The sequence below is a fragment of the Halorubellus salinus genome, from assembly GCF_020567525.1.
Lineage (GTDB): Archaea > Halobacteriota > Halobacteria > Halobacteriales > Natrialbaceae > Halorubellus > Halorubellus salinus.
Genome location: NZ_JAJCVI010000002.1, coordinates 561400 through 578095 on the forward strand (window position 1 = coordinate 561400; position 16696 = coordinate 578095).

Genomic DNA, 16696 nt, shown 5'->3' on the forward strand with positions numbered 1-16696 from the left:
GCAAGTGGAACTTGAGACGCTGACGGTGGTGATCGTGCTCGCGGCCGCGGTTACGGGGGTAACTGTGGCGGTCTCGAGCACGGTCGCGGCCGGTCAGCAGACGGAGACGGTCCTCGGGGACGTCCTCGAAGGACCGGCGGCGAACCAGTCGACGTCGGACTGGGCGCTCTCGGGCGTCGAGACCGGCCTGTCGTACGCGGAAGGCGAGCGTCAGCGGCTCCAGTGGTGGGCCTTCAGCCTCCCGGGTGGGGTGGCTGACGCGCTCGGGGTCTCCTCGAGCAGCGAGCCGACCGCGTCGGCGAAGGCGAACGCGCTCCAGGAGACGTGGAACGCGAACAACGAGACGCTCGCGGAGTACGCGAGCTCGCGTCGCGACTGGACGTCGAACAAGACGGTGGCGCTGACAGTGCTCGTCGACGGGGAGTCGACGACGCGGTTCGTCCTGGCGAACGCGTCGAACGGGTCGGTCTCGACGCGCATGGTGTCGTCGACGAACCGAACGCCGACGGACGACGTCGAGCTCTGCGGCTACGCGGCGAAGCGCGCTCCGAGCGAGCTGGAGTCGTTCGTCGACGAGTACGCGGCGCCGAACGAGTCGGTGACGACGAGCTATCTCGCGGAGCTCCGCGGGAAGTACGGCCAGGACGTCGAGACGTCGCTCTATTCGAGCACGGGCTCCTGCGGGTCCGCGAACGTGACGACGTCGAAGGGGGTGGCGTATGCCGGGTAAGCGCGCGAAGAAGCTCCGGGAGGTCGGTGCCGAGGCGCGCGACCAGGCCTCCGGGACGCTCTCGAACACGCGCCAGTCCCTGTCGAAGTTCACGCTCGACAACACGCTTCCGGACGGCCTCGTCGGGCTGATTTCGGAAGGCCTGTCGCTGACGGCTCGGGCGGCTGGCCGGGACTCGCAGGCCGCGGGCATGACGTCGTCGGTGACAATCATGATCTTCGGCGTGCTGACGTCCTGGAGTGGCGTCGGGCTGGTCCTGATCGCGATCGGGGCGCTCCTGTTCGCGTACAACTTCCTGCGGCTGATTCCGGTGGCGAACAAGTACCACAAGAAGGCGGGCCGGCGCGTCGGCCTGTACAAAGACCGGGACGTACCACTATGGGAGCGCGACTGATCATGGTGGGCGTCGTGGTGGCGCTCGCGGTCGTCGGCGGGCTGGTCGCGACGGCGCCGACGTCGACGGCGGCGGCAAGCTCGTCTTGCAACCAGACCGTGACGCACGACGCGTACCGGACGGACGCGGCGATAGCGACCGTGAACGAGACGGGCGAGGCGACATCGACGGTGGAGAACACGCAGACGCGCCTCGAGGACGTCACGGGATTCGTGCGACTCCACGCCTCGAACCCGAACGGGTACTGCGTGCGGTACCGCGTGGAGATCTCGCCGGAGGTCGTCTCCGCAGCTGACCTCGGAGAGATCGAGGGCCAGAACGGGAACGCGACCGCGTCGTGGCGAGCGGCGCAGAACCTGACGAGCGGCGAGGTCTACACCAGCGTCGAGTTCGTCCTGGAGCCGGGCGAGAGCGCGCTGTTCGCGCCGAGTCAGGCGCGGGTCACGTCGCTGGCGTGGACGGGCGAGGCGAAGCGGGAGAGCCAAGGCCTTTTCTCGTCGGTGACGTCGTTCCTGGCTGGCGACTCGAAGCTCGAGCAGCGCCAGTACACCATCCAGCCGACGAACGGTTCGAGCCGTATCACGGTCCCGCTGGAGTCGAAGAACGGGACGCGAATCGACTCCTGGCACGCGACGTACAGCGTGAACGGGGAGACGCAGCCGGTGGAGCAGAACGCGGACGCGCCGGTGTACTACACCGAATCGTCCTCGAGCGTGACGTTCCACTTCTCGAACGGCGCCGTGGAGGATAACGCGAGCGTGTCGTTCACGGCGGAGCCGACGTTCTTCGAGCGCGCGCAGCACAGTGCGGAGTCGTACGCGAGCGGCTGGGGAGTCGTCTGGGACGCGCTTCCGTTCGCGGTCTCGCCGACGGAGGTGGTGGCGTGAGCGCGTTCAACTACGTCGTCGGCGCGGTCGCGCTGGTGATTCTCGCACCTGTCGCGCTGACGCCTGCGGGCTGGGTTGCTGGCCTCGTTCTGGCCGGCGTCTGGGTCGTGGGCGCGTACTTCGGTCGGTACATCCTCCAGGTCGAGAAGGCGCGGAGGACCGGCGAGCGCGGCGCAGCGGCACAGGTTCGGAACCGTGGAGGTGGGCGCCAGTGAGCCTGACGCTCTCGATCGTGGCGCTGTTCGTCGCGATCGGTGTCGGCGCCTGGGCGTACCTCAATCACTCGGGCGGCGCAGGAGCATGGTACGACGGTTTCGCGACGGTCTCGAGTGCGTTCTGGGTCCTGTCGGGGACGTTCCTGATTCTCGGCGGGTTCCAGATTGTCGGGATGATCGTCGTGGCGCTGTTCCTGTACGTGTTCCTGTCGAAGGGCGCAAAGACTCAGAAACGACTGCGAGCGAAAATCGCCAACTAACCCCTCTTACGATGCTACTCAACCATGATACCACAACCCGTTACCGGCTTTCCAAACACGTTACCAAAACTACGCGGAGGTCCGTCTATGGCGGCTGACGCGACCGCGACCCTCGAGGACGTCAACGGAAACGGCGACTACCACCGCCTGTACGTGAAGAAGGCGCTCGCCGGCGATTCGGCGTGGCCGTTCCGCGCTGGGCAGAACGTCCGGCTCCAGATCGTCGAGACGACGTGCGAGCGCCAGGCGGTGGTCGTGACGCCGGCGACTCTCGAGGTCGACGACGACCTGACGGACCTCGAGATCGAGCGGACCACGAAGGAGATCCAGCAGACCCTCGAGGACGTCGACGACGTCGACGGGAGGGCGGAGTCGTGAGTCGCGACGTCGGCGAGCTCGCGGAGCTGCGTCGCGAGCTTCGAGATTACCGGATGTACGTCGACGACGACGCGCTCCGGGAGCGTATCGGCGACTGGATAGAGGAGAGTCTCGCGCAGAGCGAGGCGGACACGGCTCGCCAGTTCGTCGAGGAGAAGCTGAACGCGCTGCTGGACGGGCAGCCCATGTACAACTCGCCGGCGGTGTCGCGCGGCGAGGACGCGTTCCCTGACGCGTGCGAGGGTTGCCCGCACTACGGCGCTGCTTGCCCGGTCGTCACGGACCGCACCGAGCAGCGCTGGCGGACGCGGAAGCTCGAGGAGGCCGAAAGCGAGCAGGAGGCGCGGCGCGTGTTCGAGCAGCAGGCGCGCGACGTCGACTGCCACCGGATTCCGGCGTTCCTGGAGTCGTGGGATAACGACCACCGAGCGCTCCTCGAGCGCGGTCAGCGACTCCAGTCGAAGGCAGAGGACCTCCTCCACGCGACGGCCGGCGAGGACGTCGAGCTCGAGGACGACGCGACGGCGCTCGCTGTCGGAGGTGGCGAGCAGTGAGCGCGGTCACGGAGGTCGCGGTCGGGCTGGCGGTGGTCGTGCTGGTCGTGGGGAGCATGATCTGGCTGGCGAAGAAGGGGTTCTTCGCGCCGGACACGAACGAGGAGAGCCAGGAGGAGCGCCAGGAGCTCGAGGAGAGCTCGGGTTCGCAGGACTTCTCAATACCGTTCCGGAAGCGAGCGCGCTCCTGGAGCGGGCCGTACAAGATGTTCGTGGGGTCGTGCGTGCTGCTGGCGGTTCTGGTCGGGTACGGCGCGTGGGACGTGATGCGGACGGGAGCGCCGGCGTCGAAGTACCTGACGGGCGAGGTCCGGTTCGCGGCGATCGCGCTCGTCGGCGTCGCCGGCGGCGTGAAGCTGAAGGCCTGGTTCGACTCGCAGATCGCGTACCTGACGGTCGAGTACGAGCGCAAGGGCGCTCGCGACCTGATCGAGCGCGTTCCGTACGCACGGACGGCCGTGAAGAACCACGGCGGGCGGACGTACGTCCAGGAGGTCGCGGACTCGCGTCTCCTGGGGCTGTTCTGGCGGTTCCGCCAGGTCGGCGAGGACCGACGACTCCGCGGCGGCGAGAAGCCGCTGGACGACGTCGTGACGCACCAGGTCCCGGACCACGGCAAGGAGGTGCCGGGCGACCACGGGTATCACGTCCGGACCCAGGAGCAGGGCGACATCGTGCTCGAGGGCGCGACCTCGAGCGCGGACGTCACGTACTCCTCGCCGTCGAGCCTGTCGAGCGAGCGGGCGGTGGAGCTCCGGGAGGAGAAGAAGCGAAAGGACGCGTCGCTGAACGCGACGAAAGCGACGAACGCGCACCTACAGAAACAGATTCGCAGCATGGAGAAGAAGATCGAGAACAACGAGTACCGCGACCGCGAGGACCTCCTCGAGGACTTCAGCCGGTTCAAGGAAATGTCGTCGATGCGGGTCGAGGTCGAGGACACGACGGAGCGAACGAACGGCCAGCAGCCGGCTGACGAGAAGGCGAACGGCAAGGAGGCGGGAGCATGACGCGGCGACTGGTCGCGCTGCTGGCGGTGGCGTGCGTGCTGCTGGCGGGCGTGGGAGCGGCCGCAGCGACTCCCGCGACCCAGGCGGCGACGTCGGCGCCGGAGGCGGTCAGCGGACCAGTTGTGACGCCTGACCTGTCGCCGAACAACACGACGACCACGACGACGGCGCCGCCGGAGAACGAGACGAGCGGCGGTGAGAGTCGGCCGGAGATCGCGGAGACGGCGCGTATCCTGCCGGTGAACCTGGAGAGCGACGTCCAGAAGACGACGGTCGCGAGCCAGGGCGAGACGTTCAACACCAGCGGGCCGTTCGCGCTGTTCTCGGTCAGCGAGCCGGTCGAGCAGGTGGCGATCCAGCAGGACGGCGCGAAGGCGTCGGTGCTCGAGGGCGGTCAGACGGTTCGCGTCCAGTACGCTGACGACGCGGCGCCGGTGGGCAAGCAGAGCTTGTACAACCTCCAGATATGGTTCGCGGACGACTCGAGTCGCAGCGTCGAGCTGTACGCGGAGCGGACGTCGATCAGCACGGGCGCGGCGAGCATGAAGAAGTACCGCCCGGCGATTCAGGATATGCTGTCAGACGCGGAGGAGTCCGGGTTCGAGCGGTCTCCGGACGGTCTGGAGAACTATTACGAGGCCACGAAGGAGAAGGCGGAGCTCTTGGATCACCTGCTGACGAAGCAGGCGGCGCGGCTGTTCGCGTCGCTGGTCTCGATCGTGGCGAACCCGCTGGGTATCGCGCTGGTGCTCGGTATCATGGCGCTGCTGGCGGTGTACCTGCTGCGGAACAACCGCCAGGTGCTCGAGATTCTGACGAACGCGACGGGCAAAAGCGAGCAGCTGCGCGAGCGGCTCTGGATAGAGTACCGGAAGCAGCAGCAGTCGGCGGCGGACGAGAAGCTCCGGGAGCTCGACGGCGTCCGGGAGATGGGCGAGATCTACTGGAGCGACGCGTTCGAGGTCGACACGACGTACGGGCTCGCGGAGTTGTTCCGCGACGGCGTGCCGGTGCGTCGGGACGGCGAGATCGTGAAGGTCGGCGGCGTGGAGAACCTCGAGGCGGACACGATCGAGAGCGGTTGGATAGAGGCGGTGTGTCGACCGGAGCGTCTGTCGTCGCCGGAGATAGCGCTCTCGCACGGCCAGAAGGCGCTGCACCGGATGATCACGAAGTACGGGATGGCGCACCACTACGAGGACGCGTACCGGCGGTGCGGGGAGCTCCTGGACGAGCTCGACGAGAGCCGGGACGTCTCGCAGTACGCGGGGACGACGACCTCGAACGCCGGCGGCGCCGTCGCCGGAGGTGACGACTAATGCGGCTCGGAGGCCTCCTCGACCGCGTGAAGCGTGTGGCGATCGGGGACCCGAGTCGGTTGAAGAAGCGCGTGGTCGTGGCGGGGTTCGCGGTGACGCTCGTGGTCGCGACGGCGGGCGTGTGGCTGGCGGCACAGAGCGGCCTGGAGAGCGCGACGACGACCTCGACGGGCTACCTGCGGCCGGTGCTTGAGCTTGCGACGAACACCTGGACGTACGTGCTGCTGCTGGCGTTCATATTCCGGGGCGTGCTCTTGTACCGCGACCGGCGGTATGCGGAGCAGGCGGCGGACGTGACGGGGTACGCGACGCGGTCGGTGCGTCGGCTGGCTGCGGAGGCGAAGGAGCCGGACGGGTCGACGCGTGTGATCGCGACCGACGAGGACGACCGGGAGTCGATTCGGGAGCGCGTGCTGGCGGCGCTGGACGGCGCCGACGACGACCGCATGAAGCTCCGCGAGGAGCTGTTCGCGGAGCCGACCGCGGAGGACGACCTCATCGAGCACGGCGAGCTGGGGCCGGCGCTGGACGTTCGCGACGAGCACCTGGACGTCGTGCTCGGAGCGCTCGAGGACCGGTCGCGCGAGCTCGACGCAGCGCTGGACGATGCAACGGCGGACGTGCCGGGGTCGCGCGGCGACGTCGACCAGCTCCTGGAGGAGGCGGAGGCGAACCTCGAGCTTCAGGACGAGGTCCTCGAGACGCTCGCGACGAGCGAGCGGCGGCGGCAAGCTGAACTTGTCGCGGAGGAGGACGCTCGCGAGGTCGAGGACGTCGAGACGCAGGAGGTCACGGGTATCCGGTCGGCGCTGCGGGCGTTCTTCGGGCGCGGGCCGGCGCCGGCGACGTCGGAGGACGTCGACGACGTCGAGGACGAGTCGGGTCGCGACGAGTGGCTCGAGGAGTGGAAGCTCCTGAAGCTGGACGTCGCGACGGCGGTGAACTTCGACCGGCTGGTCTGGCAGTTCGCGGTCCCGGGGCTGGTGACGATCGTCGGGCTGCTGATTGTGGCGCAGTTCTGGATCAAGCCGTTCCTGTACCCGCCGCTGTTCGCGGTCGGCGTGCTGGTCGGCCTCCTGTACTACCTGCGGCAGTCGCGGAAGCGGTCGAAGCGCCTGGAAGCGCTGCGCCGCGAGGAGGAGCCGGTGGACTGGCGTGACGCGGCGATTCTCGTCAAGGAGGTCGAGGTTCCGGAGCGGACGCTCCAGTACGCGTGGCTGGCGGGTGACGTCTACGTTCACGACGACCGGGAGGAGTTCGCGGACGAGGTCGCGCATCGAGCGGTCGAGCTCCTGTCGGGGCTGGACCCGTCTCCGTCGGTGCTCGAGAAGCAGGCGGAGCAGATTCGTGGGATGAAGCCGGACCTCCACGCGTTCCGCGACCAGGAGCGCAAGCTGGTCATGGAGCGGCTCATGGAGTCGGTGGAGGCGTCGGAGACGGGGCTGGTTCCGAAGGCGAAGGTGATCGAGGACGTCGTGGAGTACGACATAGAGGCGCGGACGCTGCTCCCGGGGAAGCGTGGGATGGGTCACGACCCGGCGCTGGTTCGGGAGGCGTACCGCGACCTGGTGCCGGCGGCGCTCGTCGAGCAGGAGATCGCGCTCGAGGAGGACGGCGACGAGACCGTGACGGCGGTCAGGCACCGCGGCGACCCGATTCCGCCGGAGTTCGGGACGATTCGCGCGCAGTTCTCGAACCAGTTCGGGAACTACGCGACGTGGGACCCGCTGTACGAGCTCCCGTCGGTGGACGACGTCCTCGAGGAGGAGCCCATGCTCACGGGGAACTTCGGCCACCAGCGGGGTGAAGCATGATCGGGTTGGTCGCGCGGCTGGCGGCACTCGCCGGAGCCGATGAGGAGGCCGTCGACGAGAACGAGCACGGGCTGTTCTGGGTGAGCCGGAACGAGTGCCGGACGTGCGGCGCCGCGATAGCGGAGCCGGAGGGGAAGCCGACGGCGGCGGACACGTCGAGCCCGATCGCGAACGCGTCGGCGTCGGGCCGGCGGCCGCGGTCGACGTTCTGCTCGGAGGACTGTCGCGACGAGTTCCTGGAGGTGTTCGGCGGTGAGTGAGTGGCTCGCGGCCGCGGTCGTCTCCGGCGCCGTGCTGCTGACGGCGGTCGAGTGGGTCCAGGAGTGGCGGGAGCCGGACGAGGTCGAGGCGCTGAAAAGGCGCTGGGTGAACGACGAGATCTCCCAGGACGAGTTCGAGCGGCGGCTGGAGGTCGTCGTCGACGACGAGTCGGAGCGGATTCGGGCGGCGGTCGAGCCGATTCCGGGCGTCGGGGAGACGCTCTCGCGATACCTCGCGGAGCGGTACGGGTCGCTCGAGGAGCTGCGCGAGGCTGACCTCGAGGAGCTCCGGTCGATTCCCGACGTCGGCGAGCAGCGCGCGGAAGCTATCAAGTCACGCTTGTCACGATGAACGAGAACGACGTATACGCTGATATACAGCCGGACGACACGACGGACGCAGGAGTCGCGGTCGAGAACCTGCTCGCGAAGCGGCGCCGCGAGCTCGAATGGCAGATTGAACGCGAGCGGGAGGCGCATATCCGCGAGCTCATGCGGGCGACGGAGTCGGCGTTCGTCGGGGAGACCGACACGGACCCGGACGAGCTCCTGGACGAAATCCAGCGGGCGCTCGACGCGGACGAGCGGGTGGCGGACGTCCTCGCGCCTGGGTACAGCGGCCTCAAGGACAAGTACAAGCTGCTGTATCGACGGTTCGCGAGCCAGCGAGAGCGTGCTCGGGAGGACGACGACCTCGGGGAGTGGCCGCGGCGCCAGGAGTTCGAGGTTTACGTGCGGGTTTCGATAGCGCTGGGGACGCAGCACTCGGCGACGGACAAGACGCGTATGGCGCCGGTTCAGATGTCGAAGCTCCAGGTCAAGGGAGCGCGGTCTCCGGTCGACGGAGAGCCGACGCCGATCGGGCGCGTCCGGGTGTCGGCGTCGTCGACGTCGAAGCTCGAGAAGCGAGCGACCGAGATCGAGCACGTCGACTGTGAGCACATCCTGATTATCGCGAACCCGCGCGAGGGGAAGGACGCGCTCCTGTGCGCTATCGCTGGGAACCTCAAGGACGAGCACGGGTACAAGTGGGTCTCGCTCCACGACGACGGCCGGAACGAGACGCCGATGGTCGCTTGCCCAAACGACGAGGACGCCATTAAGGAGAGTCTCTCGCAGTTCAACCAGACGCCGACGGGATACCCGACGAAGGTGTACGTCCCGGCCGTCGGGCTGCCGGACGAGCTCCCGAAGAATCACGTCCCGTTCACAATCGGCGTGGATTCGCTGACGCCGGAAATCGTCACGCAGCTCTCAGGCGTGAAGCAAGAGGGTGAGACCCAGGACCGTATCAAGCACGCGCTGGAGCGGTGCGCTGGGAACGTCGACGAGCTGATTCGGCTCCTGGAGAAGTACGCGGAGGAGACGACCGCGGAGGTCACGGTGACGGAGGCCGTCGAGGGGTCGGAGGCGAGCGCGGAGAGCCACACTCGCACGTACGAAATGGGCGAGGACCAGGTCCTCGAAGACTGCGCCAAGAGCCTCATGCTGCTAGCGAGCGAGGGACTGCTCGCCGACGCGGGAGCAGAGACGAACCTCGAAATGCGGGAGGTCCTCGCGGACCAGGAGCACGTCGCGGTCCTGAACTCGAACTTCTTGCCGGACGGCGAGGAGCACCTGAAGTATCTGATCGAGAACGTCTGGCTGCGCCTGATCTCGTACGAGCGGGACGAGCACCCGAACCTGCCGCGGGTGGCGGTCGGACTCCGGGAGATCAAGGAGCTTGCACCGTCGACGCTGAACCGCACGAAGTACAGCCATATCGTCAAGTCGCTCCGGCAGACGCTGCTGACGCTCTCGAGTCAGGGCGGGTCGCGACGGATTCTCCTCATCGGCTCCACGCAATACCTTCGGGACGTCTACCTGCCGATTCGTGGGAATATGCCCATCAAGGTCTTGCTGAAGATGGGCGAGGAGAAGATTTCGGTCCTCGAGAACGCCGGGTTCGACTTTAGCTATGAGCAGCGCCAACAGCTCAAGTCGTTCCCCACGGGCTGGGGGATGTTGATGGAGCCCGAGGGCAAGACGTACCCGATCAACTGGCGGGGCCCGCGGTGCGCGCTTGGGCTGGGAGACATGGAGTGGCTTGACCGCTACGGGCTCGCGATGGGGTTCCGCGTCCAGCACGGCGCGACGTCGACCGCGGAGCGCTGGCACCACGACGCGGAGGAGTTCGTCGACCAGGATGGCGTGCGTAGGGATGCGCCGCCGGAGCGCCAGGAGTGGTATCTCCTGCCGTCGGACCTCGAGGCCCTGGGCGTCGAGGTCGACGGGGACGTCTCCGAGGAGGCCCTCCTGGACGTCCTCAAGGAGCGTCGCGAGCACGACGTCCCAGAGGACCTGCGGCTGGCGCCGGTCAAGGCGGCGAACGAGCAGCGGGAGATACAGCTCATGTCGACGTCAGAGGCGGAGGAGCGAGAGGAGAACGAGGTCCTGACGAAACACGGTATCGACGGCGTACTGCGTGACTGGACGAATCGGAAGGAGCGGACGATCGAGAAGATGTGTCGCGTCCTCCGAGCGGTTCGGGATAACGAGGTCGGTACGTATCAGGACATGGCTGACCTGACTGGCGTGGGATACTCCTCGATCAAGAACTGGGCGGTGGAGGAGACGCAGCTGGAGCAGGCGATCGAGAAGGAGGGCGGGAAGTACCATCTGACACCAGTCGGTCGGAGGGCGCTTGAGGTCAGCTGGCAGTCTGTTTTCGAGGAACTGTGACGCCCACCGAGTCCGAACGGTGATACAGTGGTGTTTTCGTCGCTGGAGGGTTGTCCTGGTCTGGATTATCGGAGGGTATCGGTGACGCTGGGGCGGGGTGAGGGTAGGTCAGTTGAACATAGACAACAATCACTCATAGAATCGCGCGTACCTTATTTGATACTCTATACGACGCGAGCCACACGTGACCCCTGAAGATTAAGAATAGAATTACGAAGATGGCGTCGGGGTTGTACGAGGTCAGATGCTTACTTGACTTTCAAGCTTTGAGGGTGATATCCACTTATTCTCACAACCACCAATGGATACACCGAGATATTTGAGACGAGTTCCATTCGCCATCCTAATATCTCTCTTTAAATGAAAATTTGGACCTTCCGAAGATGTCAGTGAAGAATTCGAATGAGGTTCATTAACAAGGCTTGAAAAACCCTAGGTTCGTGGAGAACGGTTCCGTCTGGTACAGTCTGAACAGGTCCAGCTAGTGGGCTGATTCCCTCCGCCACGTTCACTGGATTGGCGCGTCTTCCCGCACCTACTGCACGAGACTCCACCTGAGGAGGCTGAGGAGGAGTCATTTCTGGCTTTGTTTTTTTCGAACTCGTTGCCACAGTCTTTACACGTATAGACTTTGCTGCCACCAATCCCGAAAACACCGCCCTCCTTCTCAGATGTATAACTAGTTGAGTAGCAACTCGGGCAATGGTTCTTGCCAGTACAGGATGAACAGAATTTTTTCGGATTATGGCTCTTGCCCATTGAAGTACCACAAATAGCACACGAACTCTTGGTCTTCCCATCAAACGAGACCATAAATACGAATGATTATTGAGTTCACTTATAATTTTGCCGTATAGGCCTTTATATAATAGGTTCATCGGTTCTCGGCAGCTACGTATGATGCGTAAACAAATACGTTCTGTATATCAGGCCACCTCAAAGAAAATATTATTGCGTGTCGATAGTTACTGATTTATATTTCTAATCGCACGTACTCCGGGTCCTCCATGTGCGGGTTCCGCTTGTACCGTGTGCTGCGTCCCTTCTTTTCGAGGAAGAGGAGGTCGTTCTCTACCATCGTCTTAAGGACGTCGCGAGCGGTTCGTTCGGAGCAGCCGACTATCTCGGCAAGTTCGTCGGAGGAGATCAGTCCGTGGTCGCGGTGGGTTCGCTTGAGTGCAATCGTCCAGAGCTGGTCTCTGGTCGTGTGCTTCGGCATAATGGAATTAATGCTCTAAAGTGGAATAAATGTTCCGCAAAGTTCCAGCGCTGGGGGTAGGGAACGGTGCCAGCGGGAAAACGTGGACGAGAGCGTCCAACACGGGCGAACACGCGGAAGATGTGGGCAAACAGTCACGTTTCGCGGCCTTTCCTTCGCACTTACCGTATACTGTATGGGAGGTTGCGTGTAGTGGCGTGTCAGCCGGTCTGCGGGGCGGTGAGGCTCCCGAAGGGAGCCGTGGAGATTTTCGCGCTAGCGAAAATCGACCGCGGTTCATACTCATCCTGCCCGCGCGCCGGCCGAACAGGGGGGTCGGACCCGGCCGCAGCCGGCCTCGAGGGCGTCGATCGCCGGCGCGACCGCTATCGAGTCGTCGACGGGAGGTCAGAATAGGGTGCGAACGGGAGAGAAGTAGCTGGGAACCGGGCTCGAACGGGGTCAGAGTGTGGCGCCGGAGTTACCCGGCACCGACGGCCTTCCCGGGCGGCTCTCCAAAGGTCCGGAGGTCGTCCGGGTACTGCTCGTTCGCGGCGATCGCGTCAGCAGCGAACGTCGCGGACGCGAGCCAGTCCGTGTCGTCGAAGAGGCCGCGGGCGCGAGCCTCCTCGAGCGGGACGAGCTCGCCGTCGCACTGGGCGGGCTCGTCGGAGTGCTGGTCGTCGTGGTCGTGATCGAGTTCGCACTCGTCGCCGCAGTCGTCCTGGTCGTCGCGGTCGTCGTCGTTCCGGAGGACGGTGCGGAGCTCGCCGCTGGCCTCGGGGTAGCGGAACGGGTCGGTGGCGAGATCGGGGAGCGTCCCGGCGTTGTCGTCGAGGCGGTTGCCGTCGGCGTCGGTCACGGTGACGTCGTAGCCGCCGCCGGTGTTCGAGGAGGTCGAGACGCGAAGGTTGCCGGCGCTGATCTGTTCGAGGACGCGGTCGGTCTGGACGTCGCCGCGTTCGTGCTGGGGCCAGATCTCGTCGAACATCTGCTGGGCGAGCTCGTCGACGACCTTCTCGGCGAGCTCGTCGGGGTCGTCGACGGCGGGAATCGAGGCGCCGCAGTCGGTGCTCCCGCTGCGGAGTCCGAGGATACGGTTCGAGTGGGCACGAACGTGTGCGTCCGCCCATTCGAGGTCGTGCGGGCGGGAGGCGAGCGCGCTCGAGGAGCGAACGCGGTCTCCCTTGAAGGCGCCGACCTCCCAGACCTGACTCTGGTTGTTCCCGCCGTCGTGGACGTGAATGTCGGCGTGGGAGAGCGAGTACATGAGGGCGCGGCACATGGCGCCGTCGTCCTCGAGGGAAACACCGTCGTCGTCCTCGATGCGGTGGATCACCCAGCCGGTTTCGGCCTCGACGTGCTCGGAGAGCCCGACGTCCTCGTTCTCCTCGGGTCGGGTTTTCATCTTGTCGCCGACGACGATACAGTGATAGTGGGGCTTCCACGCGAGTTCGTCGCGGACGTCGCCGTACCAGTCGCGGTCGGAGTTGAGGCGCTCCTTCCAGGCGCCGAGGTCGTTGACGTGCTCGGAGGAGATTGAGCCGTCGGGGTCGGCGCCGCGATAGGAGTGCCGGAGGAGGACTCCCTGGAGTCGGAGCTCGTCGAGGACGTCCTTCACGATCTCGCGAGTGACCTCCTGGGCCTCCTCCATATCAAGGCCGGCGGCGGCGAGGTCGTAGTACCAGGAGAGCGGGGCGTTGATGACGCCGTGGTGCTCGTACTGGTTGACGTCGTCGGGAGAGCGCTTGTACTTCTCCGTTCGGACGCGTTTCACCTTCGCGGCCTTCTTGATCGCTGCGTCGCGGACCCAGGCGACGCCGCAGCGGGCGCAGACGCTCTGGGAGCAGGTGCGGCCGAACTCGACGGTGTTAGCGCAGCTGGTACAGAGGAACGGGTGGGGGTTGCCGCAGTCGTCGCGTGCGTTCTGGCCGCGGCCTCGAGGACCGAAGGCGGGGAGGATGGCCTCCTGGCTCTGTGCGGTCTCACCGGCGTTCTTCGCGAACTTGTCGCGGACCTTCTGGCGGTGGTCGGGGTTGTTCCAGTCGAGGGTGCGGTTCGCGTCGCCGGTGCGGTGCTCGCCATAGATTCCGACGCTGGCGAGCTTCTTGTTGATGGCCTGGACGATGCGCTGGGGGCGGGCTTTCGAGCCACTCTCGGGGTGGTCCCAGTCGTCGCTCACGCGCGACCACCCTCGCTGGCGGCCGTGGTCGAGTTCCAGTCGTCCTGGTCGTACCCGTCCCAGGCCTGTGGCTCACCCGAGTTGCACTCGAGCGGCCGGTGCGTGCAGTCACGACGGACGCCGTTCTCGTCAGGCCCGCGGTTCGTCGCTCGAGCATGGCCGTACTCGGTGCCGGACGGGCCGACGGTGATCTTGTACCCGCACTCGTCGCAGACGCCGTGGTGCGTGTCGCACTCGCAGCGGTGGAGGTGGTCACGCTCCTGGACGAGCTCGTCAGTGACCTCGCAGCCGTACGAGTAGTTGTCGCGAGACGGCGAACGTGGGAGCTCCTGGACGCCCTCGAGCTCCGTCGACGGCGAGGGCATCAGTCCGCATCCTCCAAGATGGTCCGCCAGCTGAGTTTCGCGACGTAGCCCTCGCTCCGGCCGGTACCGTACCAGGAGCCTGCGAGGAGTTCGTCGACGATGCTCGCCGGCAGGAGGAGCATCTGGACGACCTCGCGACCATCGGGGGTCTCCCGATAGACGGCGAGCAGGTAGGCCCCACCCCGCTCGAGGAGGTGGTGGTGCTGGCCGTCGTCACGGCCCTTGAAGAACCACCGTCCCGGGGTCGTGGAGTGCTCGCCGTTGCTGGTCTGTAACCGGCAGGCTTTGATCTCGACAGGCGTGCCGGCCTCGAGGAGGCAGACGCTCCCGAACGGAAGGACTGCCGTGGGCGTGAGCAACTGGTCAGCGACGGCGTCGTGTGGGGCGTCGGTCTCGTCGACGAGCGCAAGGCCGTCGACGGCGCGGGAGACGAGCCACTCGAGGTCCTCGCCGACGATCTTCGCCTGCGCCTTCGCGCCGGTGGCGGTGCTCACCGCGAACCACCCCCGGAGGAGCGACACTGATCAACGACGTCGGTGGTGAGTGCTGCGAGACCGTGCGCGTCCGCGATGTTGTTCGCGACGTCGCGGGTGGAAGCGCCGGCCGGGACGTTGTACCACTCGTCGTAAAGCTCCCATTCGCCTGGCGCGTAGACCGCGACCTGGCCCGGGTCCTCGACACAGTCGGCGTAGTACGCGTGGCCGCGCTGGTCGAACGCGAACAGCGGCCAGCGCTCGTTCTTGCCGTCGACGTCGGTCGTCGGCGGGAGATCGTCGAGGCTAGTCCAGGCCGTGTCCGGTAGGTGGTCGTCGAGGTCGTCGAAGCGCTCGCGTAGCTGCTCGGCGGTGTCGGGGAACGCGTCGAGGTACCGTGCGAGGTGCCAGGAGCAGAGCGCGAGGCACTGCCCGTAGCCGTTCGGGTTCGGGACACCGAACGCGGCGGACTCCGTGCAGGCCTTCGTGAAGACCGGTGGCGGGTCCTGGGGGAGCTGGCCGCGGTGGTCGCACCGGACGTCCTCGAGGACGCCGGGGCGGTCGGTGAGCGTGTGCCGGGCCTGTCCCGACTGTTCGGTGCCGCTCATGCGACGGCCCCCCGGTCCTCGCCGGCCTCGAGGTCCTCCTGCTGGAGCGCGACCCAGGCGAGGATCTCCTCGCGGGTGAGCGACCAGGAGGCGGGCAGGTGGGCGACGACGTCTTGCTCGAACTGGTGGTGCAGTTCGCGTGCGGTGTCATCGTCGACGGCGTGGGCGAGGAGTGCAAGCGCGAGGTGGCCCGTTCCTTGCTCTCCATCTTGCCAGTCGAACTGGGTCGAGGGCTGGTCGAGGAGATCGGGGCGCTTGTTGAGTGCGCGACGTTCTCCGTCCTTGTCAAGAACGAAGACGTTGCGGCCGCCGAGCCCGTGGTAACGGGTCACGCGACCACCCCCGATTCAGCGAAGGAATCGCGTGACGGCGTCGACGCCGCAACGATGTGGGTACTCCTTCGATTTTTCGACGGTATCTTACGGGCACCGACTCGAAGAAGGTTGCCGAAGCAGCACGCTACGCTGGTGTTTTCCGGATAGTTCGCCAGAAGTCCGAAACCGCTATGGACTCGCTGGGATTTGAACCCAGGGCCTCTTCCTTGCGAAGGAAGCGATCTACCTCTGATCTACGAGCCCTCGAACGCGTCTAATGGTACTGGGTGGTGCTTATTTGTAGCTTGCGTTTCGCTGGTCCGTGTGGGTGTTTGGCGGGGGTTGGAGGGCGTCGAGGCGGCCGGCGGCGAGCCCGAGGAGGATGCCGGTGAAGTGCGCGATGAGGGCGACGCCGGGGCTGGCGGTCATCCACGTGAGGACGAGGGCGATGGTGAGTGCGAGGAGCCATTCGATGCCGGCGCCGGCGTTGAGGCGGTCGGCGATGGCGGTGGTGAGGCGGTTCCCGCCGAGGACGTACCCGTAGAGCGCGAGGACGGCGCCGCTGGCGCCGAGGACGGCGTTCCCGACGACGGGGTCGCCGGCGAGTCCGTTGAGGAGCCCGCCGAACCACACCTGCGTGAGGCCGGCGAGCGCGCCCGTGACGACGAAGAACGCGTGGAACCGCCAGCGGGTCGTGTAGCGCTCCAGGACGAACCCGACGAGCACGAGCGCGATCGTGTTCGACACGAGATGCCCGACGCCAGCGTGCGCGTACACGCTCGTGAACACCGTCCACGGCCGGAGCGTCACCGGCGCTCCCAGCACGAACAACGTCTGGTACAACTGCCCGAGCCCGAGCGCGAGCTCGAACAGGACCGTGACCTGCTGGAAGACGAACACCACCGCGAACGCGACGAGCGTATCCACGGTCGGACTACCACGAAGACCCATACACGCCGCTAGTCGGTCTCGCGGCTCTTCAGTGTTGAGGAGAGTGAAAGAAGCCGTGCGCGA

20 protein-coding genes and 1 tRNA gene are annotated in these 16696 nt (G+C 66.1%); 13 read left to right on the forward strand and 8 right to left on the reverse strand.

Going from position 1 to position 16696, the window contains the following annotated elements; all coding sequences use genetic code 11:
- The first annotated feature begins 4 nt into the window (after positions 1-4).
- From LI336_RS07310 to LI336_RS07370, 13 genes are all read left to right on the forward strand, one after another.
- On the forward strand, positions 5-730 hold the full coding sequence (locus LI336_RS07310; protein ID WP_227132332.1) for a hypothetical protein: 726 nt from the start codon (positions 5-7) through the stop codon (positions 728-730).
- A complete protein-coding gene (locus LI336_RS07315; RefSeq protein WP_227132333.1) occupies positions 720-1124 on the forward strand; it encodes a hypothetical protein in 405 nt (134 codons plus the stop codon). The genes LI336_RS07310 and LI336_RS07315 overlap by 11 nt, the downstream gene beginning before the upstream one ends.
- Positions 1109-2011 carry a hypothetical protein gene (locus LI336_RS07320; RefSeq protein WP_227132335.1) on the forward strand — a complete coding sequence of 301 codons (903 nt, stop codon included), beginning with the start codon at positions 1109-1111 and terminating at the stop codon, positions 2009-2011. Before LI336_RS07315 ends, LI336_RS07320 begins: the two co-directional genes overlap by 16 nt.
- Positions 2008-2226 carry an amino acid transporter gene (locus LI336_RS07325; RefSeq protein WP_227132337.1) on the forward strand — a complete coding sequence of 73 codons (219 nt, stop codon included), beginning with the start codon at positions 2008-2010 and terminating at the stop codon, positions 2224-2226. The genes LI336_RS07320 and LI336_RS07325 overlap by 4 nt, the downstream gene beginning before the upstream one ends.
- Complete coding sequence (locus LI336_RS07330) at positions 2223-2486, forward strand: hypothetical protein (protein ID WP_227132339.1); 264 nt, start codon at positions 2223-2225, stop codon at positions 2484-2486. Before LI336_RS07325 ends, LI336_RS07330 begins: the two co-directional genes overlap by 4 nt.
- 87 nt (positions 2487-2573) lie before the next feature.
- The gene (locus LI336_RS07335) at positions 2574-2864 is read left to right on the forward strand and encodes a hypothetical protein (protein ID WP_227132340.1); all 291 of its coding nucleotides are present in this window, start codon (positions 2574-2576) and stop codon (positions 2862-2864) included.
- Positions 2861-3418: a hypothetical protein gene (locus LI336_RS07340; RefSeq protein ID WP_227132342.1), complete on the forward strand. Its 558-nt coding sequence runs from the start codon at positions 2861-2863 to the stop codon at positions 3416-3418. Before LI336_RS07335 ends, LI336_RS07340 begins: the two co-directional genes overlap by 4 nt.
- Positions 3415-4428, forward strand: coding sequence for a hypothetical protein (locus LI336_RS07345; RefSeq protein WP_227132343.1), 1014 nt, complete (start codon positions 3415-3417; stop codon positions 4426-4428). Before LI336_RS07340 ends, LI336_RS07345 begins: the two co-directional genes overlap by 4 nt.
- Positions 4425-5747 (forward strand): hypothetical protein, encoded by a 1323-nt coding sequence (locus LI336_RS07350; protein ID WP_227132345.1) that lies wholly within the window; start codon positions 4425-4427, stop codon positions 5745-5747. The genes LI336_RS07345 and LI336_RS07350 overlap by 4 nt, the downstream gene beginning before the upstream one ends.
- Positions 5747-7561, forward strand: coding sequence for a hypothetical protein (locus tag LI336_RS07355; RefSeq protein ID WP_227132347.1), 1815 nt, complete (start codon positions 5747-5749; stop codon positions 7559-7561). The genes LI336_RS07350 and LI336_RS07355 overlap by 1 nt, the downstream gene beginning before the upstream one ends.
- On the forward strand, positions 7558-7821 hold the full coding sequence (locus tag LI336_RS07360) for a hypothetical protein (RefSeq protein WP_227132348.1): 264 nt from the start codon (positions 7558-7560) through the stop codon (positions 7819-7821). The genes LI336_RS07355 and LI336_RS07360 overlap by 4 nt, the downstream gene beginning before the upstream one ends.
- Positions 7814-8173 carry a helix-hairpin-helix domain-containing protein gene (locus LI336_RS20365; protein ID WP_227132351.1) on the forward strand — a complete coding sequence of 120 codons (360 nt, stop codon included), beginning with the start codon at positions 7814-7816 and terminating at the stop codon, positions 8171-8173. Before LI336_RS07360 ends, LI336_RS20365 begins: the two co-directional genes overlap by 8 nt.
- On the forward strand, positions 8170-10542 hold the full coding sequence (locus tag LI336_RS07370) for a hypothetical protein (RefSeq protein WP_227132352.1): 2373 nt from the start codon (positions 8170-8172) through the stop codon (positions 10540-10542). Before LI336_RS20365 ends, LI336_RS07370 begins: the two co-directional genes overlap by 4 nt.
- A 973-nt stretch (positions 10543-11515) precedes the next feature.
- On the opposite strand, the gene LI336_RS07375 is transcribed toward LI336_RS07370, so the two are convergent.
- The 8 genes from LI336_RS07375 to LI336_RS07410 all read right to left on the reverse strand — a co-directional run bounded on the left by LI336_RS07375 (position 11516) and on the right by LI336_RS07410 (position 16609).
- Positions 11516-11761: an SgrR family transcriptional regulator gene (locus LI336_RS07375; protein WP_227132354.1), complete on the reverse strand. Its 246-nt coding sequence runs from the start codon at positions 11759-11761 to the stop codon at positions 11516-11518.
- 460 nt (positions 11762-12221) lie between these two features.
- On the reverse strand, positions 12222-13922 hold the full coding sequence (locus tag LI336_RS07380; RefSeq protein ID WP_227132355.1) for a hypothetical protein: 1701 nt from the start codon (positions 13920-13922) through the stop codon (positions 12222-12224).
- Complete coding sequence (locus LI336_RS07385) at positions 13919-14287, reverse strand: hypothetical protein (RefSeq protein ID WP_227132356.1); 369 nt, start codon at positions 14285-14287, stop codon at positions 13919-13921. The genes LI336_RS07380 and LI336_RS07385 overlap by 4 nt, the downstream gene beginning before the upstream one ends.
- Positions 14287-14781 carry a PD-(D/E)XK family putative nuclease gene (locus LI336_RS07390; protein ID WP_227132357.1) on the reverse strand — a complete coding sequence of 165 codons (495 nt, stop codon included), beginning with the start codon at positions 14779-14781 and terminating at the stop codon, positions 14287-14289. The genes LI336_RS07385 and LI336_RS07390 overlap by 1 nt, the downstream gene beginning before the upstream one ends.
- On the reverse strand, positions 14778-15368 hold the full coding sequence (locus LI336_RS07395; RefSeq protein WP_227132359.1) for a hypothetical protein: 591 nt from the start codon (positions 15366-15368) through the stop codon (positions 14778-14780). Before LI336_RS07395 ends, LI336_RS07390 begins: the two co-directional genes overlap by 4 nt.
- Complete coding sequence (locus LI336_RS07400) at positions 15365-15700, reverse strand: DUF6166 domain-containing protein (protein ID WP_227132361.1); 336 nt, start codon at positions 15698-15700, stop codon at positions 15365-15367. The genes LI336_RS07395 and LI336_RS07400 overlap by 4 nt, the downstream gene beginning before the upstream one ends.
- A 174-nt stretch (positions 15701-15874) precedes the next feature.
- Positions 15875-15946 (reverse strand) — tRNA-Ala (locus tag LI336_RS07405).
- A 30-nt stretch (positions 15947-15976) separates the two neighbouring features.
- Positions 15977-16609, reverse strand: a complete 633-nt coding sequence (locus tag LI336_RS07410; RefSeq protein WP_227132363.1) for a rhomboid family intramembrane serine protease — start codon at positions 16607-16609, stop codon at positions 15977-15979.
- Positions 16610-16696: the final 87 nt, after the last annotated feature.

What these genes read in the sequence shown, in the direction of transcription:
- LI336_RS07315 (WP_227132333.1), top strand. Translation starts at nt 720, where the DNA reads ATGCCGGGTAAGCGCGCGAAGAAGCTCCGGGAGGTCGGTGCCGAGGCG.
- LI336_RS07320 (WP_227132335.1), top strand. Translation starts at nt 1,109, where the DNA reads ATGGGAGCGCGACTGATCATGGTGGGCGTCGTGGTGGCGCTCGCGGTC.
- LI336_RS07335 (WP_227132340.1), top strand. Translation starts at nt 2,574, where the DNA reads ATGGCGGCTGACGCGACCGCGACCCTCGAGGACGTCAACGGAAACGGC.
- LI336_RS07350 (WP_227132345.1), top strand. Translation starts at nt 4,425, where the DNA reads ATGACGCGGCGACTGGTCGCGCTGCTGGCGGTGGCGTGCGTGCTGCTG.
- LI336_RS07355 (WP_227132347.1), top strand. Translation starts at nt 5,747, where the DNA reads ATGCGGCTCGGAGGCCTCCTCGACCGCGTGAAGCGTGTGGCGATCGGG.
- LI336_RS07360 (WP_227132348.1), top strand. Translation starts at nt 7,558, where the DNA reads ATGATCGGGTTGGTCGCGCGGCTGGCGGCACTCGCCGGAGCCGATGAG.
- LI336_RS07370 (WP_227132352.1), top strand. Translation starts at nt 8,170, where the DNA reads ATGAACGAGAACGACGTATACGCTGATATACAGCCGGACGACACGACG.
- LI336_RS07375 (WP_227132354.1), bottom strand. Translation starts at nt 11,761, where the DNA reads ATGCCGAAGCACACGACCAGAGACCAGCTCTGGACGATTGCACTCAAG.
- LI336_RS07385 (WP_227132356.1), bottom strand. Translation starts at nt 14,287, where the DNA reads ATGCCCTCGCCGTCGACGGAGCTCGAGGGCGTCCAGGAGCTCCCACGT.
- LI336_RS07395 (WP_227132359.1), bottom strand. Translation starts at nt 15,368, where the DNA reads ATGAGCGGCACCGAACAGTCGGGACAGGCCCGGCACACGCTCACCGAC.